Source organism: Kitasatospora sp. NPDC101108 (assembly GCF_055584725.1).
The window spans coordinates 46,146-64,699 of sequence record NZ_JBVJLM010000025.1 but is presented as its reverse complement, the minus strand read 5'-3'; the positions used below and the strand labels follow the sequence as shown (position 1 = coordinate 64,699).

Annotated in this window: 12 protein-coding genes; 10 read left to right on the top strand and 2 right to left on the bottom strand. The window is 74.0% G+C overall.

Annotated elements, in window-relative coordinates:
- Positions 1-213: 213 nt before the first annotated feature.
- The 3 genes from ACZ6Z8_RS33810 (at position 214) to ftsY (ending at position 5,446) form a co-directional block, all read left to right on the top strand.
- Positions 214-417: a hypothetical protein gene (locus tag ACZ6Z8_RS33810; protein WP_270143783.1), complete on the top strand. Its 204-nt coding sequence runs from the start codon at positions 214-216 to the stop codon at positions 415-417.
- Between the two features lie 157 nt (positions 418-574).
- Positions 575-4,165 carry a chromosome segregation protein SMC gene (gene smc / locus ACZ6Z8_RS33805; RefSeq protein ID WP_465613852.1) on the top strand — a complete coding sequence of 1,197 codons (3,591 nt, stop codon included), beginning with the start codon at positions 575-577 and terminating at the stop codon, positions 4,163-4,165.
- Positions 4,166-4,213: 48 nt separating this feature from the next.
- Complete coding sequence (gene ftsY, locus ACZ6Z8_RS33800; RefSeq protein ID WP_465613851.1) at positions 4,214-5,446, top strand: signal recognition particle-docking protein FtsY; 1,233 nt, start codon at positions 4,214-4,216, stop codon at positions 5,444-5,446.
- A 185-nt stretch (positions 5,447-5,631) separates the two neighbouring features.
- Here ftsY and ACZ6Z8_RS33795 read toward each other — a convergent pair whose 3' ends face one another.
- Positions 5,632-6,321, bottom strand: a complete 690-nt coding sequence (locus tag ACZ6Z8_RS33795) for a bifunctional DNA primase/polymerase (protein ID WP_465613850.1) — start codon at positions 6,319-6,321, stop codon at positions 5,632-5,634.
- A gap of 614 nt (positions 6,322-6,935) precedes the next feature.
- Between ACZ6Z8_RS33795 and nsdA the strand changes: the two genes are divergently transcribed.
- From nsdA to ftsH, 7 genes are all read left to right on the top strand, one after another.
- Complete coding sequence (nsdA, locus tag ACZ6Z8_RS33790) at positions 6,936-8,390, top strand: transcriptional repressor NsdA (RefSeq protein WP_465613849.1); 1,455 nt, start codon at positions 6,936-6,938, stop codon at positions 8,388-8,390.
- Between the two features lie 289 nt (positions 8,391-8,679).
- Positions 8,680-10,080, top strand: coding sequence for an ammonium transporter (locus ACZ6Z8_RS33785; RefSeq protein WP_465613848.1), 1,401 nt, complete (start codon positions 8,680-8,682; stop codon positions 10,078-10,080).
- Positions 10,077-10,415 carry a P-II family nitrogen regulator gene (locus ACZ6Z8_RS33780; RefSeq protein ID WP_270143771.1) on the top strand — a complete coding sequence of 113 codons (339 nt, stop codon included), beginning with the start codon at positions 10,077-10,079 and terminating at the stop codon, positions 10,413-10,415. Before ACZ6Z8_RS33785 ends, ACZ6Z8_RS33780 begins: the two co-directional genes overlap by 4 nt.
- A 132-nt stretch (positions 10,416-10,547) precedes the next feature.
- Positions 10,548-13,016, top strand: coding sequence for a [protein-PII] uridylyltransferase (locus tag ACZ6Z8_RS33775; RefSeq protein ID WP_465613847.1), 2,469 nt, complete (start codon positions 10,548-10,550; stop codon positions 13,014-13,016).
- 180 nt (positions 13,017-13,196) lie between these two features.
- Positions 13,197-14,762, top strand: coding sequence for a signal recognition particle protein (ffh, locus tag ACZ6Z8_RS33770; protein ID WP_465613880.1), 1,566 nt, complete (start codon positions 13,197-13,199; stop codon positions 14,760-14,762).
- Between the two features lie 112 nt (positions 14,763-14,874).
- Positions 14,875-15,399: a GNAT family N-acetyltransferase gene (locus ACZ6Z8_RS33765; protein ID WP_465613846.1), complete on the top strand. Its 525-nt coding sequence runs from the start codon at positions 14,875-14,877 to the stop codon at positions 15,397-15,399.
- Positions 15,400-15,646: 247 nt separating this feature from the next.
- Entirely contained in the window at positions 15,647-17,569 is a 1,923-nt protein-coding gene (gene ftsH, locus ACZ6Z8_RS33760) for an ATP-dependent zinc metalloprotease FtsH (RefSeq protein WP_465613845.1), read from the top strand.
- Positions 17,570-17,816: 247 nt separating this feature from the next.
- Here the strand turns inward: ftsH and ACZ6Z8_RS33755 are convergent, their stop codons facing one another.
- Complete coding sequence (locus ACZ6Z8_RS33755; RefSeq protein ID WP_465613844.1) at positions 17,817-18,521, bottom strand: class I SAM-dependent methyltransferase; 705 nt, start codon at positions 18,519-18,521, stop codon at positions 17,817-17,819.
- Positions 18,522-18,554 lie beyond the last annotated feature (33 nt).

Below are 18,554 nucleotides of genomic sequence, written 5' to 3'. Positions count from 1 at the left end.
ATCGTGTTGACCCGTACCGTCTTTGGTGAGACGCTTGAAGCCCGCGCACACGATCGCGTTATCCGGTAGGCGCATGCCCTCGTGAGCCCAGCTCACGGTGGCTGTGCCGTAGTGCCCAGCCAGCACTTCCGGGTGCGCGCCGCGCGTGCGTCCCCCTTCCCCCTAGACCTGTACCGTTCCGGTTCGGTCACTCAGCGTGGAGGACCATTCATCATGGCAAAGGCGCTTCTCGGGTACGTCGGCGGCCCCGACCCGCGAATGCTCTCCGAGATGCGGCGGCTTCAGCAGCGCGTCCAGGACCTTGAAGCCGAGCTTCTTCGGATGCAGGCTGAGAACGACGCTCTGACCGCTGTCGCTGGCGAGCACTCGCTGCTCAACAGCATCGATCTGGATCAGCGGGAGCCGGCACTCACCTGAGCCCCGCCCCGATCCTCACAGATCGACGCCGCTGTGCACTGAGCCGCCCCGAAAGGGACGCAGCTTTGCAAGGGACGCCCTGATGTGGCGTCCCTTCGTCGTGTCGGACTCCGGATACAGTCGGTTCCCGTCGTGAGCGATTGAGGAGACCGGCCGCGTGCACCTGAAGAGCCTGACGCTGCGCGGATTCAAGTCCTTCGCCTCCAGCACCACCCTGCGCTTCGAGCCGGGCATCACCTGCGTGGTCGGACCGAACGGCTCCGGCAAGTCCAACGTGGTGGACGCGCTGTCCTGGGTGATGGGCGAGCAGGGGGCCAAGTCGCTGCGCGGCGGCAAGATGGAGGACGTCATCTTCGCCGGGACCAGCGGGCGCGCCCCGCTCGGCCGGGCCGAGGTCAGCCTGACCATCGACAACGGCGACGGCGCCCTGCCGATCGACTACTCCGAGGTGACGATCACCCGGACCATGTTCCGCAACGGCGGCAGCGAGTACGCGCTCAACGGCGAGACCTGCCGCCTGCTGGACATCCAGGAACTGCTCTCCGACTCCGGCATCGGCCGCGAGATGCACGTCATCGTCGGACAGGGCCAGCTCGACTCCGTCCTGCACGCCGACCCGACGGGCCGGCGCGCCCTCATCGAGGAGGCGGCCGGCGTCCTCAAGCACCGCAAGCGCAAGGAGAAGGCGCTGCGGAAGCTGGACGCCATGCAGGCCAACCTCAACCGCGTCCAGGACCTGGTCGGCGAACTGCGCCGCCAGCTCGGGCCGCTCGGCCGGCAGGCCCGGATCGCCCGCCGCGCCGCCGGCATCCAGGCCGACCTGCGCGACGCCCGGCTGCGGCTGCTCGCCGACGACCTGCTCACCCTCCGCCGGGCCGTCGAGGCCGAGGTCGCCGACGAGCTCGCGCTGCGGCTGCGCCGCACCACCGTCGAACAGGAACTGGCCCGTGCGGTGCAGCGCGAACGGGTCCTGGAGGCGCAGGTCCAGCAGCTCGGCCCGAGCCTGGAGACCGCCCGGCAGACCTGGTACCGGCTCTCCGCGCTCGCCGAACGCACCCGCGGCACGATCGGGCTGGCCGAGGCCCGGGCCCGGCACGCCGTCGCCGGCGGCACGGCCGAGGAGCGGCGCGGCCGGGACCCGGATGAGCTGGAGCGCGAGGCCGAGCGGGTCCGGGAGGAGGAAGCCGCCCTCGCCGAGGCGCTGGAGGAGGCCCAGTACGCGCTGGCCGAGGCCGTCGAACGCAAGGGCGAGCTGGAGCGCGGACTGGCCGCCGAGGAACACCGGCTGCGGGACGCCGCCCGCGCCATCGCGGACCGCCGCGAGGGACTGGCCCGGCTGCAGGGGCAGGCCGCCGCCGCCCGGTCCCGGGCCGGCTCGGCCGAGGCCGAGATCGGCCGGCTCATCGAGGCCAGGGACGAGGCACTGCTGCGCGCCGAGGCCGCGCAGGGCGAACTGGACGAACTCCAGCAACAGGTGGACGGCCTGGCCGGGGACGACGAGCAGGCCGAGGACGGGCACCGGCGGGCCCGGGCCCGGCTGGCCGAGGTCGAACGGGAGCTGTCCGCCGCCCGGGACGAGGCCGGGGCGGCCGAGCGCGAGCGGGCCGGGCTCACCGCGCGGCACGAGGCGCTCTCGCTCGGGCTGCGCCGCAAGGACGGCACCGGTGCGCTGCTGGACGCGGGCGGGCGGCTGACCGGACTGCTCGGTCCGGCCGCCGCGCTGCTGCGGATCGAGACCGGCTACGAGGTGCCGCTCGCCGCCGCGCTCGGGGCGGCCGCCGACGCGGTGGCCGTCGACTCACCGGCCACCGCCGCCGCGGCGCTGCGGCTGCTGCGGGCCCAGGACGCCGGGCGGGCCGCGCTGTTGGTCGCGGGTGCCGCGGAAGTTCCGTACGGCCACGGCCAGTTGCCCGACGGAGCCCGCTGGGCCGCCGAACTGCTGGACGGCCCGCCCGAGTTGCTCACCGCCGTGCGAGGACTGCTGGCCGGGGTGGCGGTGGTCGCCGACCTGGACCACGCGCTGCGACTGGTCGCCGAACGCCCCGAGTTGTCCGCCGTCACCATCGAGGGCGACCGGCTCGGCACCGGCTTCGCCCAGGGCGGCTCCGGCGGAGCCCCCAGCCTGCTGGAGACCCGGGCGGCGGTGGACCGGACGGCCCGGGAGATCGACGAACTCGCCGTACGCTGCGCCGAGTCGGCCCAGCGGGTGGCCGAACTCACCGAACTGCGGCGGGAGTCGGCGGCCGAGGTCGAACGGCTCGGCGAGCTGCGGCGGCAGGCGGAGAAGGACCGGGCCCAGGTCGCCGGTGCCCTCGGCCGGCTCGGCGGGCAGGCCCGCGCCGCCGCAGGGGAGGCCGAGCGGCTGTCGGCCGCCGCCGCCCGGGCCGAGCAGGGTCTGGCCGAACTGCTCGCCGCTGCCGAGGAACTGGCCGAACGGCTGGCCGCGGCCGAGGAGTCGGCGGACGCGGGGGAGGACGAGCCGGACCAGGCCGAGCGGCAGCGCCTCGCCGAGGCGGCCTCCGCCGCCCGGCAGGCCGAACTGGAGGCCCGGCTCGCGGTGCGCACCCACGAGGAGCGGGTCCGTGCCCTGGCCGGCCGGGCCGACCAGCTGGACCGGGCCGCCCGCGCCGAACGCGAGGCGCGCGCCCGGGCCGCCGAGCGCCGCCGTCGCGCCGAGCACGACGCCCGGGTGGCGAACGCCGTCGCGGCGGGCGCCCGGCAGCTGCTGGCCTGCCTGGAGGTCTCGCTGGCCCGCGCCGACGCCGGGCGCGCGGCCGTCGAGCAGGCCCTCGCCGAGCGGGAGACCGAGCTCCGGGAGCACCGCGAGCACGGTCGCGGTCTCAAGGAGGAGCTGGACAAGCTGGTCGACGCCGGGCACCGGGACGAGGTGCTGCGGGCGGAGAAGCGGCTGCGGATCGAACAGCTGGAGGCCCGCGCGCTGGAGGAGTTCGGCATCGACGGGGGCGAGCTGCTGGCCTCGTACGGGCCGGACCGGCCCGTCCCGCCGTCCACCCCCGAGGAGGGGCAGGAGCCGGGGGAGCCGTACCCGTACGTCCGGGCCGAGCAGGAGAAGCGGCTGAAGGCCGCCGAGAAGGCGTACCAGCAGCTGGGCAAGGTCAACCCGCTGGCGCTGGAGGAGTTCGCCGCACTGGAGGAGCGCCACCAGTTCCTCGGTGAGCAGCTGGACGACCTCAAGCGCAGCCGGCGCGACCTGCTGGACATCGTCCGGGACGTCGACCAGCGGGTCGAGCAGCTGTTCACCTCGGCGTACCACGACACCGCCGCCCAGTTCGAGGGCGTCTTCGCCCGGCTCTTCCCGGGCGGCGAGGGGCGGCTGGTGCTGACCGACCCGGACAACATGCTCACCACCGGCATCGAGGTGGAGGCCCGGCCGCCGGGCAAGAAGGTCAAGCGGCTGTCGCTGCTGTCCGGCGGCGAGCGCTCGCTCACCGCGGTGGCCCTGCTGGTGGCGATCTTCAAGGCCCGGCCCAGCCCGTTCTACGTGATGGACGAGGTGGAGGCGGCCCTGGACGAGACCAACCTGCGCCGCCTGATCGGGATCATGGAGGAGCTGCGGGAGAGCTCCCAGCTGGTCGTGATCACCCACCAGAAGCTGACCATGGAGTCCGCCGACGCGCTGTACGGCGTGACCATGAAGGGGGACGGGATCTCCCAGGTGATCAGCCAGCGACTGCGGGACGAGCACCGCGAACGGCGGCGCTCGGGCGTCCGTCCGGTGACGGTCTAGGTCCGGCTGCGGTCCAGAACGGCTCCGGTCGCGGATACTGGGCACGTTATGGAATACGTGATCCTTGCCGTAGTCATCGCCGTGGTCGCCATCGGCGCGATCGCAGGCCTCGTCGTTTCCGGCAGACGACGCCAGCAGCTGCCCCCGAAGTCGCAGGCGCCGGTCATCACGGCGCCGAAGACCCCGCAGGAGCCCCAGGTCGGCGAGGAGGCCGCGCCGCCGACCGAGGAGCCGCGCCGCACCGTCGAGGAGGTGCCGCTTCCCGAGGCCCCGGAGGCCGTCGAGGTCGAGGCCCCGGAGGCCGTCGAGGTCGAGGCCCCGGCCGAGGCCGAGGTGGCGCCCGCCATCGAGGTCCCCGAGCCCACCGCCGGCCGGCTGGTCCGGCTGCGCTCCCGGCTCTCCCGCTCGCAGAACTCGCTCGGCAAGGGCCTGCTCTCGCTGCTCTCCCGCGAGCACCTGGACGAGGACACCTGGGAGGAGATCGAGGAGACCCTGCTCACCGCGGACGTCGGCGTCGCCCCGACCCAGGAGCTGGTCGAGCGGCTGCGCACCCGGGTGAAGGTGCTCGGCACCCGTACGCCGGACGAGCTGCGCGGCCTGCTGCGCGAGGAGCTGGTCGAGCTGGTCGGCAAGGACGCCGACCGCACCGTCCGCTCGACCAAGCACGAGGAGGGCCCGGCCGTGGTCCTGGTCGTCGGCGTCAACGGCGTCGGCAAGACCACCACCACCGGCAAGCTGGCCCGGGTGCTGGTCGCCGACGGCCGCAAGGTGGTGCTCGGCGCGGCCGACACCTTCCGGGCCGCCGCCGCGGACCAGCTGCAGACCTGGGGCGAGCGGGTCGGTGCGCGCACCGTGCGCGGCCCGGAGGGCGGTGACCCGGCCTCGATCGCCTTCGACGCGGTCAAGGAGGGCATCGCCGAGGGCGCGGACACCGTGCTGATCGACACCGCCGGCCGACTGCACACCAAGACCGGCCTGATGGACGAGCTGGGCAAGGTCAAGCGGGTCGTCGAGAAGCACGGCCCGGTGGACGAGGTGCTGCTGGTGCTGGACGCCACCACCGGCCAGAACGGTCTGATCCAGGCCCGGGTGTTCGCCGAGGTGGTGGACATCAGCGGCATCGTGCTGACCAAGCTGGACGGCACCGCCAAGGGCGGCATCGTGGTCGCGGTGCAGCGCGAGCTGGGCGTGCCGGTCAAGCTGATCGGTCTGGGCGAGGGCGCGGACGACCTGGCGCCGTTCGAGCCGGGTGCGTTCGTGGACGCGCTGATCGGGGACTGACCGGGGTCTCCCCGCCGGTGAGGGTCCGCTCCTTCGGGGGCGGGCCCTTTCGCGTGCCCGGGCTCCCGCCCCGAGTGGAAGGGGCGCGCCGGTGCCGAGGGGGAGGAGCGACGAGCGAGGGACGAGCGGCCGGAGGGGCGAGCGGCCGGCTCCCGGTCAGAGCGCCCCGGAGGCGAGCGGGCGAGTCACGAGGCCATCCACGCGGGCTCGGCGGTGCGCTCGCGGCTGCGGTGGCAGGCGTAGGCGAGGGTGCCGAGCAGCAGCCGGGCCTCGGGCGGGCAGCCGGCGTTGTCGCGGGTGGGGCGGCGCAGCCAGCGGACCGGGCCGAGCTCGCCGAGGACGGTGGGCGGGGCGGCGACGTAGCTGCCCTCGCCGTGGCAGGTGAGGTCGAGCGCGGCGTCGTCCCAGCCCATCCGGTACAGCAGGTCGGGCAGTCGGCGGGCGGTGCCGGCGGCGACCAGGAACTGCATCCGGCCGGTGGGCGGGGCGAGCACCGGGCCGACCTGGGTGCCCATCCGCTCCAGCCGGACCAGCGCCTGGAGGCCGGCCTGCTCGGGGACGTCCAGCACGTCGAAGGCGCGGCCGGTGGGGAACAGCACCGAGCCCTCGGCGCCGGCGGCGGTCCGGCCCGCCGTGCCCGGTACGGGGTGCAGGCCGGGTGCGGCGCAGCGGCGGGAGCCGCAGGGACAGCGGGTCGGGGCGGTGGCGCCGGTGCCCGGGGTGCCGGTGGCCGGGGCGCCGGTGGCGACCGTCCAGCCCCAGCGGCCGGTGTACTCCGCGGCGGCCTGGGACGCGGTGACCTTGGTGCGGCGGCGCGCGCCCAGCGGTGCCAGCCGCAGGTGCCCCAGTCGAAGTTCGCCGAACAGGTTGTCCATGCCTCCCCCAACAGGTTCTCGTTGCCGATGGTTACGGCTTGGTGACTGTGTGTTGATTGTCCGTCGCGTGGTGCGTGGTGCGGTGGCGGCGCGCAGCGCTTGGCGTGCGCCTGTTGCGATGGTGTGCCTCGGGCGCCGCCTTGTGGGGGCGGCGCCGATGCCGGATCGTCGGGTGCGTGAGGCGGATGCCGTCCCGAGTGGACGGCGAAATCGCTTGTGACTGCGGTCGGTTGCGGGGTCTGCCGGGTCTTCCGGGGTTGGCCGGGGGACTTGGCGGCCCGCATATGCCGGACCGTCGCGACTACCTAGTGAAGCGTGTGCCCCCATGCTTCGGTTCACTCCTGGGGGTGGCGAAAGGTGGCGTTTCGCCAGGGCCGCTCCCACGGGTGGCTCCGGGGGCACTACGTTCAGCACACGGACGTCGCCGAGTTCCTGCTCCGGGCCGTCGGGGAACGGGAGTTGGGGATCTGACGCACCGTCCACGACGATGGCACAACAGTACGACGAGGCGGTGCGCAACGCCTCAGGCACGGCACGTCTGGCAAGAGCCCGCAACCGTCGGGCGGTCACGATCGGGGGCCCCGCAGGGGGCCGGGCGGGATGGGGACGTTCCCATGGCAGAGAAGCAACCCAACGAGAAGCTGACCACGTGGTTCGCCCGCAGCGGATGGTCCAAGGGCGAGTTGGCCCGCCAGGTCAACCGGCGGGCCCGGCAGATCGGCGCCCACCACGTGTCCACCGACACCTCCCGGGTGCGCCGCTGGCTCGACGGCGAGCAGCCCCGGGAGCCGATCCCCAAGATCATGTCGGAGCTGTTCTCGGAACGCTTCGGCTCGGTGGTCTCCATCGAGGACCTCGGCCTGCGCGCCGCGATCCCGGTCTCCACCGTCGGCGGCGGCGTGGACCTGCCGTGGAGCGGACCGCAGACCGTCCAGCTGATCAGCGACTACTCCCGCAGCGACCTGATGCTCAACCGCCGGGGCTTCCTCGGCACCTCGCTCGCGCTGACCGCCGGCGCCGCGCTGATCGAGCCGATGCAGCGCTGGCTCACCCCCGGCCCGACCGGCGTGCCCACCCCGATCCTCACCGCGGCCAACGGCGGCGAGGCGTTCACCGGCCGGCTCTCCGAGCCCGAGCTGGAACTGCTGGAGCAGACCACGGTCATGTTCCGCCAGTGGGACGCCCAGAACGGCGGCGGGCTGCGCCGCAAGGCCGTGGTCGGCCAGCTCCACGAGGTCACCGACCTGCTCCAGGAGACGTACAACGAGGACACCACCAAGCGGCTGTTCCGGCTCACCGCCGAGCTCGCCCACCTGGCCGGCTGGATGTCCTACGACGTCGGGATGCACCCCAGCGCGCAGAAGTACTACGTGCTGGCCCTGCACGCGGCCAAGGAGGCCGGCGACCGCCCGTTCGGCGCGCTGATCCTCACCGACATGAGCCGCCAGATGATCCACCTCAACCGGGGCGAGGACGCCCTGGAACTGATCCACCTGGCCCAGTACGGCAGCCGCGACACCGCCACCCCGCGCCAGCAGTCCCTGCTGTACGCGATGGAGGCGCGCGCCTACGCCACCATCGGCGAGGTCAACCGCTGCGCCCGGGCGATCCGGCTGGCCGAGGACACCTTCACCGACATCCGCGAGGGGGACGGCGACCCGGACTGGCTGAAGTTCTTCTCGCCGGCCGAGCTGAACGCCGAGAACGCCCACTCGTACCGCGACCTGGCGTACCACTCGGACAACGCCCAGCTGTACGCCTCGCTGTCGGCGCCGGTGATGGAGCGCGCGGTCGACCTGTTCCGCCAGGACGAGGACCACGTGCGCTCGTACGCCTTCAACCTGATCGGCATGGCCAGCGTGCACCTGCTGCAGAAGGAGGCCGAGGAGGCCGTCCGGTACGCCGAGCAGGCGGTGGACATCGCGACCAAGGTGCGCTCGGAGCGGCTGAACTCGCGGGTCCGCAAGACCACGGAGGCGGCGTCCGCCCGGTTCCTGGGCGTGGACGCGGTGAGCCGGCTCAAGGAGCGAGTGGTCCAGGACATTCCGGAGTTCGTTTCGGTGGTCTGAGCGACCCCCGGCGGGGACTCCACCGACCGTGACGGCCGCCGCCGTCACGGTCGGTGGCCTTTTCGGCGACGGACCGTGCGGTGCGGCGGCACGGTAACCCATCCGGCCCAGTGGCGGGGCCGCGGTTCACGTGCCCGTAACCCGCGCGTCGCACGCGTCACGGCCGTGAAACAACCGGCCGCACTGGCCGAAACCAGCCTTCGGCACTCTCCTGTTCATCGCCGACACCCCGGGTTGGCACGGGACAGGTACCCGGGGGTGGAGCGGCTTTCACGCAGAGGAGACGCCGATGCCGGACGGCTTCAGCGCGGGCGACACCGCCTTCGTGCTCATCAGTGCGGCCCTGGTCATGGTGATGACCCCGGGCCTGGCCTTCTTCTACGGGGGCATGGTCAGGGCCAAGAGCACTCTGAACATGCTGGCGATGAGCTTTCTCTCGCTCGGCATCGTCAGCGTGCTCTGGGTCCTCTACGGCTACTCGCTCAGCTTCGGGCCCGACGCGTTCGCCGGACTCATCGGCAACCTGGACTTCCTCGGGATGCGCGGCATCGGGCTGAACGAGCTGTCCGGGTCGATCCCGGTGACGGCGTTCGCGGTCTTCCAGTTGATGTTCGCGATCATCACCCCGGCGCTGATCAGCGGCGCCGTCGCGGACCGGGCCAAGTTCGCGGCCTGGGGGCTGTTCATCGCGCTCTGGGTGACGGTCGTCTACTTCCCGGTCGCGCACTGGGTGTTCTTCGTCGACAACGGCAACGGCGGCTGGCTGGGCGACAGGAACGGCGTGATCGACTTCGCCGGCGGCACGGCCGTGCACATCAACGCCGGTGTGGCGGGCCTCGCGCTCTGCCTGGTGCTGGGCAAGCGGGTCGGCTTCAAGAAGGACCCGATGCGCCCGCACAGCCTGCCGCTGGTGATGCTCGGCTCCGGGCTGCTCTGGTTCGGCTGGTTCGGCTTCAACGCGGGCTCGGCGCTGGCCGCCAACGGCGTCGCCGCGATGGCGATGGTGAACACCCAGGTCGCCACCGGTGCTGCGCTGGTCGGCTGGCTGGTCTTCGAGAAGCTCAAGCACGGCGCGTTCACCACGCTGGGCGCCGCCTCCGGCGCGGTGGCCGGGCTGGTCGCGATCACCCCGGCCTGTGGTTCGGTGAGCCCGCTCGGCGCGGTGGCGATCGGTCTGATCGCGGGCGCGGTCTGCGCCGCCGCCGTCTCGCTCAAGTACCGCTGGGGCTTCGACGACTCGCTCGACGTGGTGGGCGTGCACGCGGTGGGCGGGGCGGTCGGTTCGCTGCTGATCGGCCTGTTCGCCACCGGCGGGGTCGGCCAGACCGCCAAGGGTCTGTTCTACGGCGGCGGCCTGGGCCAGCTCGGCAAGCAGGCGCTGGGCGTGGCGGCCGTCGCGGCGTACTCCTTCGTGCTGTCCTGGCTACTGGCCAAGGCGGTCGACAAGCTGGTCGGCTTCCGGGTCACCGAGGAGGTCGAGGTGGCCGGCATCGACCAGGCCGAACACGCCGAGTCCGCCTACGATTTCAGCGCCGTCGGTGCGGGCCTGGCCCGGGCGCTCCCGTCCTCGGGCCTCGGCTCCGCGCCCGGCGGGAAGCCGGCTGCGAAGGCCGCGGGCGAGCCCGCCGGGAAGTCCGTTGAGAAGTCCGCCGAGAAGACTGCCGAGAAGACCGAGGTCGACGCCCGATGAAGCTCATCACCGCCGTGATCAAGCCGTACCGCCTGGACGAGGTGAAGGCCGCCCTGCAGGCCTTCGGGGTCCACGGCCTGACCGTCACCGAGGCCAGCGGCTACGGCCGCCAGCGCGGCCACACCGAGGTCTACCGGGGCGCCGAGTACACCGTGGACCTGGTCCCGAAGATCCGGATCGAGGTCCTGGTCGAGGACGAGGACGCCGACGACCTGATCGACGTCCTGGTGAAGGCCGCCCGGACCGGGAAGATCGGCGACGGCAAGGTGTGGAGCATCCCGGTCGACACCGCCGTCCGGGTCCGCACCGGCGAACGCGGACCCGACGCCCTGTGACCCACTGAGCGGTCCGGCGGACCCGCCCCTCCCCGGGGCGCGGGTCCGCCGGTCGGCGTACCGGCGCCCCGGCCGCCGCCGCGGCCGTACGGGCGTCCAGGACCAACCCGCACCACGGACGGGACCCCGCGCATGACCATCGAGACCGGCCCCTCCTCCGGCGCCCCCGACCCTTCGGACCCCCCGGCCCACGCCGCGGCCCGGACCGAGCTGCTGGAGCGGCCCGGGCTGACCGGCCGCCCGCGCCGCGCCGCGCTGGCCCGGCTCACCGACGACTGGCTGGCCGGGCTGCTCGCCGCGGCCGGCGCCCCGCCGTCCGGCGTCGCGCTGGTCGCCGTCGGCGGCTACGGCCGGGGCGAGCTGTCCCCGCGCAGCGACCTCGACGTGCTGCTGCTGCACGACGGCCCGATCGCCGCCGACCTGCCCGAGCGGATCTGGTACCCGGTCTGGGACGCGGGCGCCAAGCTCGACCACTCGGTACGCACCCCCGCCGAGGCCCGGGCGGTGGCCGCCGCCGACCTCAAGGCCCAGCTCGGCCTGCTGGACGCCCGCCACCTCGCCGGGGACGGGGCGCTCACCGCCTCGCTGCGCTCCGCGGTGTTCACCGACTGGCGCGCGAACGCCCCCGCGCGCCTGCCCGAGCTGCGCGAACTGGGCCGGGAGCGGGCCGAGCGGCACGGCGAGCTGTCCTTCCTGCTGGAGCCCGACCTGAAGGAGGCCCGCGGCGGCCTGCGCGATCTGGTCGCGCTCGACGCCGTCGCCGCGACCTGGCTCGCCGACGCGCCCCGGGACGGCCTGGCCGCCGCCGCGCTGCGGCTCGCCGACGTCCGCGACGCGCTGCACCTGGTCACCGGCCGCGCCACCGACCGGCTCAGCCTCCAGGACCAGGACCAGGTCGCCGAGCGGCTCGGCGTGCTGGACGCCGACACCCTGCTGCGCCAGGTCTACGAAGCCGCCCGGACCGTCGCCTACGCGAGCGACGTCACCTGGCGGGCGGTGGACCGGGTGCTCGCCGCCCGCTCCGGCCGGGGCCGCCGGACCGGTCGGCTGGGCTTCCCGTTCACCGGCGCCGGGCGCGGCACCGGCGCGGTGGCGCGGGGCGCCGTCGAGCGCCGCCCGCTCGCCGAGGGCGTGGTGGAGCAGGACGGCGAGGCGGTGCTCGCCCAGGGCGCCCGCCCGGCCACCGACCCGGTGCTGCCGCTGCGGGCCGCGGCCGCCGCCGCGCAGAACGGGCTGACCGTCTCCTACGCGACGGTGCGCAGGCTGGCCGCCGAGTGCCGGCCGCTGCCGGTGCCCTGGCCGGACGAGGCGCGCGAGCAGCTGGTCACCCTGCTGGGCGCCGGGGAGGCGGCCGTCCCGGTGTGGGAGGCGCTGGAAGCCGAGGGGCTGGTGACCAGGCTGCTGCCGGACTGGGAGCGGGTGCGCTGCCGTCCGCAGCGCAACGCGGTGCACCGCTGGACGGTGGACCGGCACCTGGTGGAGACGGCCGTCCGGGCCGCCGCGATGACCCGCCGGGTGGCCCGGCCGGACCTGCTGCTGGTCGCCGCGCTGCTGCACGACATCGGCAAGGGCTGGCCCGGCGACCACAGCGAGGCCGGCGAGGTCATCGTCCGCGACCTGGCCGCCCGGATGGGCTTCCCCGCCGAGGACACCGAGACCCTGGCCGTGCTGGTCCGCCACCACCTGACCCTGGTCGACACCGCGACCCGGCGCGACCCGGACGACCCGGCCACCGTCGAAACGATCACCAAGGCGGTCGGCACCCTGCCGGAGCTGGAACTGCTGCACGCGCTCACCGAGGCGGACGCGCTGGCCACCGGCCCGGCGGCGTGGAGCGGCTGGCGGGCCTCGCTGGTGGACGGTTTGGTGGCCCGGGCCGCCGCGCAGCTGGCCGGGGGAGGGGCCGCAGCGGGGGAGGCCGCGCCCTGGGCCCGTCCGAGCGCCGAGCAGGAGCGGCTCGCGGTCGAGGCCGCCCGCACCGGCGGCCCGGCGCTGTCCCTGCTGGCCCGGGCCGAGGGCACGGACCCGGGCAACGGGCCGATGGGTGTCGAACTGACCCTCGCCGTCCCGGACCGTCCCGGACTGCTCGGGACGGTGGCCGGCGTACTGGCGCTGCACCGGCTGACCGTCCGCTCGGCGGGCCTGCGCGAGCTGGACCCGGTCGGCTCCGGCCCGGTGCTGCTGCTGTCCTGGCGGGTGGCGGCGGAGTTCGGCGAGCTGCCGGAGGCGGCCCGGCTGCGCGCTGACCTGCGCCGGGCGCTGGACGGCTCGCTGGACGTCTCCCGCCGGCTCGCCGAGCGGGACGCGGCCGCCCCGCGCCGCAAGGGCATCCCCACCCCGCCGCCGCTGGTCGCGGTGGCGCCCGCGGTGGCCTCGGCCACCGCGACGGTGCTGGAGGTCCGCGCGCACGACGCCCCCGGGCTGCTGCACCGGATCGGGCGGGCGCTGGACGGGGCGGGCGTCCGGGTGCGCACCGCCCACGTGTCCACACTGGGCGCGGAGGCCGTCGACTCCTTCTACCTGACCGATCCGGCGGGCCGTCCGCTCACCGCCGGGCGGGCGGGGGAGGTGGCGGCGGCGGTCCGGGCGGCGCTGGCCTGAGGGGTGGCGCGGGGGCCGTACCCGGGCTGCTCCGGGTTCGGTCCCGGGGCCGGTCCGGGGCCGGTCCGGGGCCCGGTCCGGGGCCTTCTGCACGGGGGTGGAGACCGTACCCGGGGTGGCCGGATACCCTGGGGGACGACGACCGTACCGATACCGATGCCGCAGAGGACCCGCGCCGACGTGTTCGACACCCTTTCCGATCGCCTCGCAGCGACGTTCAAGAACCTCCGGGGCAAGGGCCGCCTGAGCGAGGCGGACATCGACGCCACCGCCCGCGAGATCCGCATCGCGCTGCTGGAGGCGGACGTCGCGCTGCCGGTCGTCCGGGCCTTCATCAAGCAGGTCAAGGAGCGGGCGCTCGGCGCCGAGGTCTCCGGCGCGCTGAACCCGGCGCAGCAGATCATCAAGATCGTCAACGAGGAGCTCATCGCGATCCTCGGCGGCGAGACCCGCCGTGTGCGGTTCGCCAAGAGCGGCCCGACGGTCATCATGCTCGCCGGTCTGCAGGGTGCCGGTAAGACCACCCTGGCGGGCAAGCTCGGCCACTGGCTGCAGAAGCAGAAGCACACCCCGCTGCTGGTCGCCTGTGACCTCCAGCGCCCCAACGCCGTCAACCAGCTCCAGGTGATGGCCGAGCGGGCCGGCGTGGCCTTCTACGGCCCGCAGCCGGGCAACGGCGTCGGCGACCCGGTGCAGGTCGCCAAGGACTCGATCGAGTACGCCAAGCAGAAGCAGTACGACGTCGTCATCGTCGACACCGCCGGCCGTCTGGGCATCGACGCCGAGCTGATGCAGCAGGCCGCGGACATCCGCGCCGCGGTCAACCCGGACGAGGTCCTGTTCGTCGTCGACGCGATGATCGGCCAGGACGCGGTCACCACCGCGCAGGCCTTCCTCGACGGCGTCGACTTCACCGGCGTGGTGCTCTCCAAGCTCGACGGCGACGCCCGCGGTGGTGCCGCCTTGTCGGTCGCGCACGTCACCGGCCGGCAGATCATGTTCGCCTCCAACGGCGAGAAGGTCGACGACTTCGACGCCTTCCACCCGGACCGGATGGCCTCGCGCATCCTGGGCATGGGTGACGTCCTCTCGCTGATCGAGAAGGCCGAGCAGACCTTCTCGCAGGCCGAGGCCGAGAAGATCGCCGCCAAGCTGCGGGGCGGCCCGAAGGCGTTCACCCTGGACGACTTCCTGTCGCAGCTGGAGCAGGTCCAGAAGATGGGCTCGATCTCCAAGCTGCTCGGCATGCTGCCCGGCATGGGCCAGATCCGCGAGCAGATCAACAACATCGACGACAAGGACGTCAACCGGGTCGGCGCGATCATCAAGTCGATGACCCCGGCCGAGCGCGCCGAGCCGGAGCTGATCAACGGCTCCCGCCGGGCCCGCATCGCCAAGGGTTCGGGCGTCCAGGTCGGCGAGGTCAAGAACCTGGTCGAGCGGTTCTTCGACGCCCGCAAGATGATGTCCGCGATGGCCTCCGGCAAGGGCATGCCCGGCATGCCGGGGATCCCGGGCATGGGCGGCGGCGCGAAGAAGTCCGCCAAGAAGGCCCCGCAGGCCAAGGGCAAGCGCAAGAGCGGCAACCCGCTGAAGCGCGCGCAGGAGGAGGCCGCGGCCGCCGAGCGCCGCGCGCTCGGCCCGGGCGGCGGCCAGGGTCCGGCCGACGGCGGCGCCTTCGGTCTCGGCGCGGGCAAGGGCCCGGCCGACTTCGAGCTGCCCAAGGAGTTCAAGGACATGCTGTAGTCCTCGGCTGGTCCTGATCGGCCCGTCGTCCGGTGGTTCCGGGCGACGGGCCGATCCTGTGTCCGAGGCGGGGGCCGTGTCCGGGAGCGCCGCCGTGTCCGATGATGTCGGCATGCGAGTGATGATCAGGGCCCCGAGGGCCGAGGACGAGGTTCTGTACGCGGAGGCGGTCCGTCGGTCCGCCGAGCACATCGGGCGGTGGAACCCGGTCGAGCCGGACGGGCTGCCGGAACTGCTGAGCCGCCAGGGCGCGGGCCTGCGCACATTCCTGATCTTCGACCGGGACACCGGCGGGCTGGTCGGCAAGGTGAACGTCGCCAACATCGTGATGGGCCGGTTCTGCAACGCCACGCTGGGCTACGACTCCTACCTGCCGTACGCCGGCACCGGGCGGATGTCCGAGGGCCTGCGGCTGGTCCTGGACCGCTGCTTCGCCCCCCAGTCGGCCGGCGGGCTGGGCCTGCACCGGCTGGAGATCAACGTGCAGCCGGAGAACGAGCGCTCGATCGCGATGGCCAAGCGGCTGGGCTTCCGCCACGAGGGCTTCACCCCGCGGATGCTGTTCCTGCAGGGGGACTGGCGGGACCACGAGCGGTTCGCGCTGACGGCCGAGGAGTGGCCGGGCGCGGCGGCCTGATCGGCGAGGGGCGGCCGGGCGGTGCGGGGTTGGCCTCCGAAGGGTGGCCGGTCGCTGCGGGGCTGGCTGATCGCGGAGGGGTGGCCTGGCGGCGCCGGCTGATCGCGGAGGGGTGGCCTGGCGGCGCGGTCCGACAGCTGCCGGTGCGGCATATCCGCTGGTCGGGGGGCCTCGGTGCGGCCGTACGGCCGGTTCGGCGCGGCGTTGCGGTTGGCCCGCCCGAGCGCCTGTCCGTATCGTCCGGTGGGTGACCGAACCCGTGCCGCCGCGTCAGACGCCCGACCAGCCCTGGCGGTCCGAGGGCGCCCCGCCCCCGCCGCCGCCCCGCCGCCGGATGCCCGGCGGCTGGACGGCCCTCATCCTCACCGCACTCGTGGTGTTCCTGATCTCCGACCTGCTGCTGTCGTTCTTCGGCAACGAGGGCGCCACCACGATCTCCTACACCGAGTTCAACAACCAGCTGAACAAGGGCAACATCACCAAGATCTACGCCAAGGGCGACGCGATCGAGGGCACCCTCAAGAGCGCCCAGCCCAAGCCCGACGGTGGCAAGGGCGACTACACGGAGTTCGACACCCAGCGCCCCTCCTTCGCGGGCGACAACCTGTGGACCACCCTGCAGCAGCAGGGCGTCGAGGTCACCGCGACCTCGCCGGTCCAGCAGCGCAGCTTCCTCACCAACCTGCTGCTCTCGCTCGCCCCGATGCTGCTGCTGGTCTTCATCTGGGTGCTGCTCGCCCGCCGGATGTCCGGCGGCCTGGGCGCGGGACCGCTCGGCCGCAAGGCCCCGCCCAAGCCGGTCACCGCCGAGCAGGGCAAGCGCACCACCTTCGCCGACGTGGCCGGCATCGACGAGGTCGAGGCCGAACTCACCGAGGTGGTCGACTACTTGAAGAACCCCGAGCGGTACCGCAGGCTCGGCGCCAAGATGCCGCGCGGGGTCCTGCTCAGCGGCCCGCCGGGGACGGGCAAGACCCTGCTGGCCCGTGCCGTGGCCGGCGAGGCGGACGTGCCGTTCTTCTCCGCCTCCGCCTCCGAGTTCATCGAGATGATCGTCGGCGTCGGCGCCAGCCGGGTGCGCGAACTGTTCGCCGAGGCCCGCAAGGTCGCCCCGGCGATCATCTTCATCGACGAGATCGACACCATCGGCCGCCAGCGCGGTGCCGGCGGCGGCATGGGCGGGCACGACGAGCGCGAGCAGACGCTCAACCAGATCCTCACCGAGATGGACGGCTTCACCGGGTCCGAGGGCGTCATCGTGATCGCCGCGACCAACCGGGCCGACGTGCTCGACCCGGCGCTGCTGCGCCCCGGCCGCTTCGACCGCCGGATCACCGTCAGCCCGCCGGACCGGGAGGGCCGCGCGGCCATCCTGCGCATCCACACCCGGACCGTCCCGCTGGCCGGCGACGCCGACCTCCAGCAGCTGGCCAAGGTCACCCCCGGGATGACCGGCGCCGAACTCGCCAACCTGGTCAACGAGGCCGCCCTGCTGGCCGTCAAGCGGGAGCAGGAGGCGGTCAACGAACGGGACCTCTCGGACGCCCTGGAGAAGGTCCAACTCGGCGCCGTGCGGCCGCTGGTGATGCCGCAGGAGGAGCGCGAGCGGACGGCGTACCACGAGAGCGGCCACGCGCTGCTGGGCATGCTCCAGCCGGGCGCGGACCCGGTCCGCAAGATCACCATCGTGCCGCGCGGCCGCGCCCTCGGCGTCACCCTCTCCACCCCGGAGAACGACCGCTACTCGTACACCGAGCCCTACCTGCGCGGCCGGATCATCGGCGCGCTGGGCGGGATGGCGGCCGAGCAGGTGGTCTACGGGGTGATCACCACCGGCGCGGAGAGCGACCTGGAGCAGGTCACCAACATCGCCCGCGGGATGGCCGGGCGCTGGGGGATGAGCGAGCGGGTCGGCCGGCTCACCGCGGTGCCCTCGGACGCGCAGGGCGCGTACGGGCTCTCGGCGGCGCCGACCACGCTGGACGCGGTGGACGAGGAGGCCCGGCGGATCGTCGCCGAGTGCTACGAGGACGCGGTGCGGATCCTGACCGAGCAGCGGCACCGGCTGGACGCGCTGGCGGCGGCGTTGCTGGAGGCGGAGACGCTGGACGAGGAGGCGGCCTACCGGGCGGCGGGGGTGCCGCGGGGGGCGTCCGACGCCAAGGCGTGAGGCACCGGGTGTGGCGGTCGGGGGCGTGAAGCGCGGGGCATGAAGCGCGGGGCGTGAAGCGCGGGGCATGAAGCATGCGGCCAGGGGCGCTCGCCGTGGTGGCGGGCGCCCCCGGTTTCGGGTGTCCGGTTCTGTCTCCCCGGCTCGGCGCGCTCGGCTCGGTGTGCTCGGCTCCGTGCGGCGTCGTTCGTCGCTGTCTTCGTATGCTGCCGTCCTCGTGGGTCGCCGTCCTCGTACGTCGCCGTCTTCAGCGCGGTCGCTCGGCGACCAGGTAGCGGAACACGTTCTCCATCCGGACCGAGCCGTCCGGGCGCAGGTACGGCTGCAGCGCCTCCTCCAGCTCCTTGGCCACCAGCGGGGCGCCGGAGAACTCCTCGGCCGCCTCGAACAGCCCGGTGGAGAGCAGGCCGCGCACCGCGCTGTCGAGGTCCGGATAGGCGAACGGGCAACTGACCCGCCCGCTCCCGGCCGGACGCAGGCCGACCGGGGCGAGGAGGTCCTCCAGTGCGCCCGGCGCGCTCAGCTCGAACGGGTCCCGCGCGGTGGTCCGCCCCGCCATCCGGCGGGCCGCGTCCAGCACCGGAGCGCTCTCGCAGCGCTCCTGCGGGCCCCACGCGGCGAGCACCACGTGTCCTCCCGGGAGGGTGAGCCGGGCGGCTTCGGCGACCACCCGGCCCGGATCGGCGGCCCCGGGCAGCTGGTCGAAAACCGTCACCAGCGAATGGGCCGAGCGGGGGACGGCAGCGGTCGGCCGGGCACCCGCGCACACCCGCAGCCGACGCCCCCGGGCCAGCTCGCGGAGGTCCTCCCGCGGCTCCTGCCCGGAGACCTGGGCGCCCCGCCCGGCGGCGAGCAGCAGGGCCAGTCCGGACCGGCAGCCCAGGCCCAGCACGCTGCTCGCCGGGCCGACCTCCAGGCGGTCGTACACCGCCTCGTAGAGCGGCACCAGCATGCGTTCCTGGATCTCCGCCCAGTCGCGCGCCCG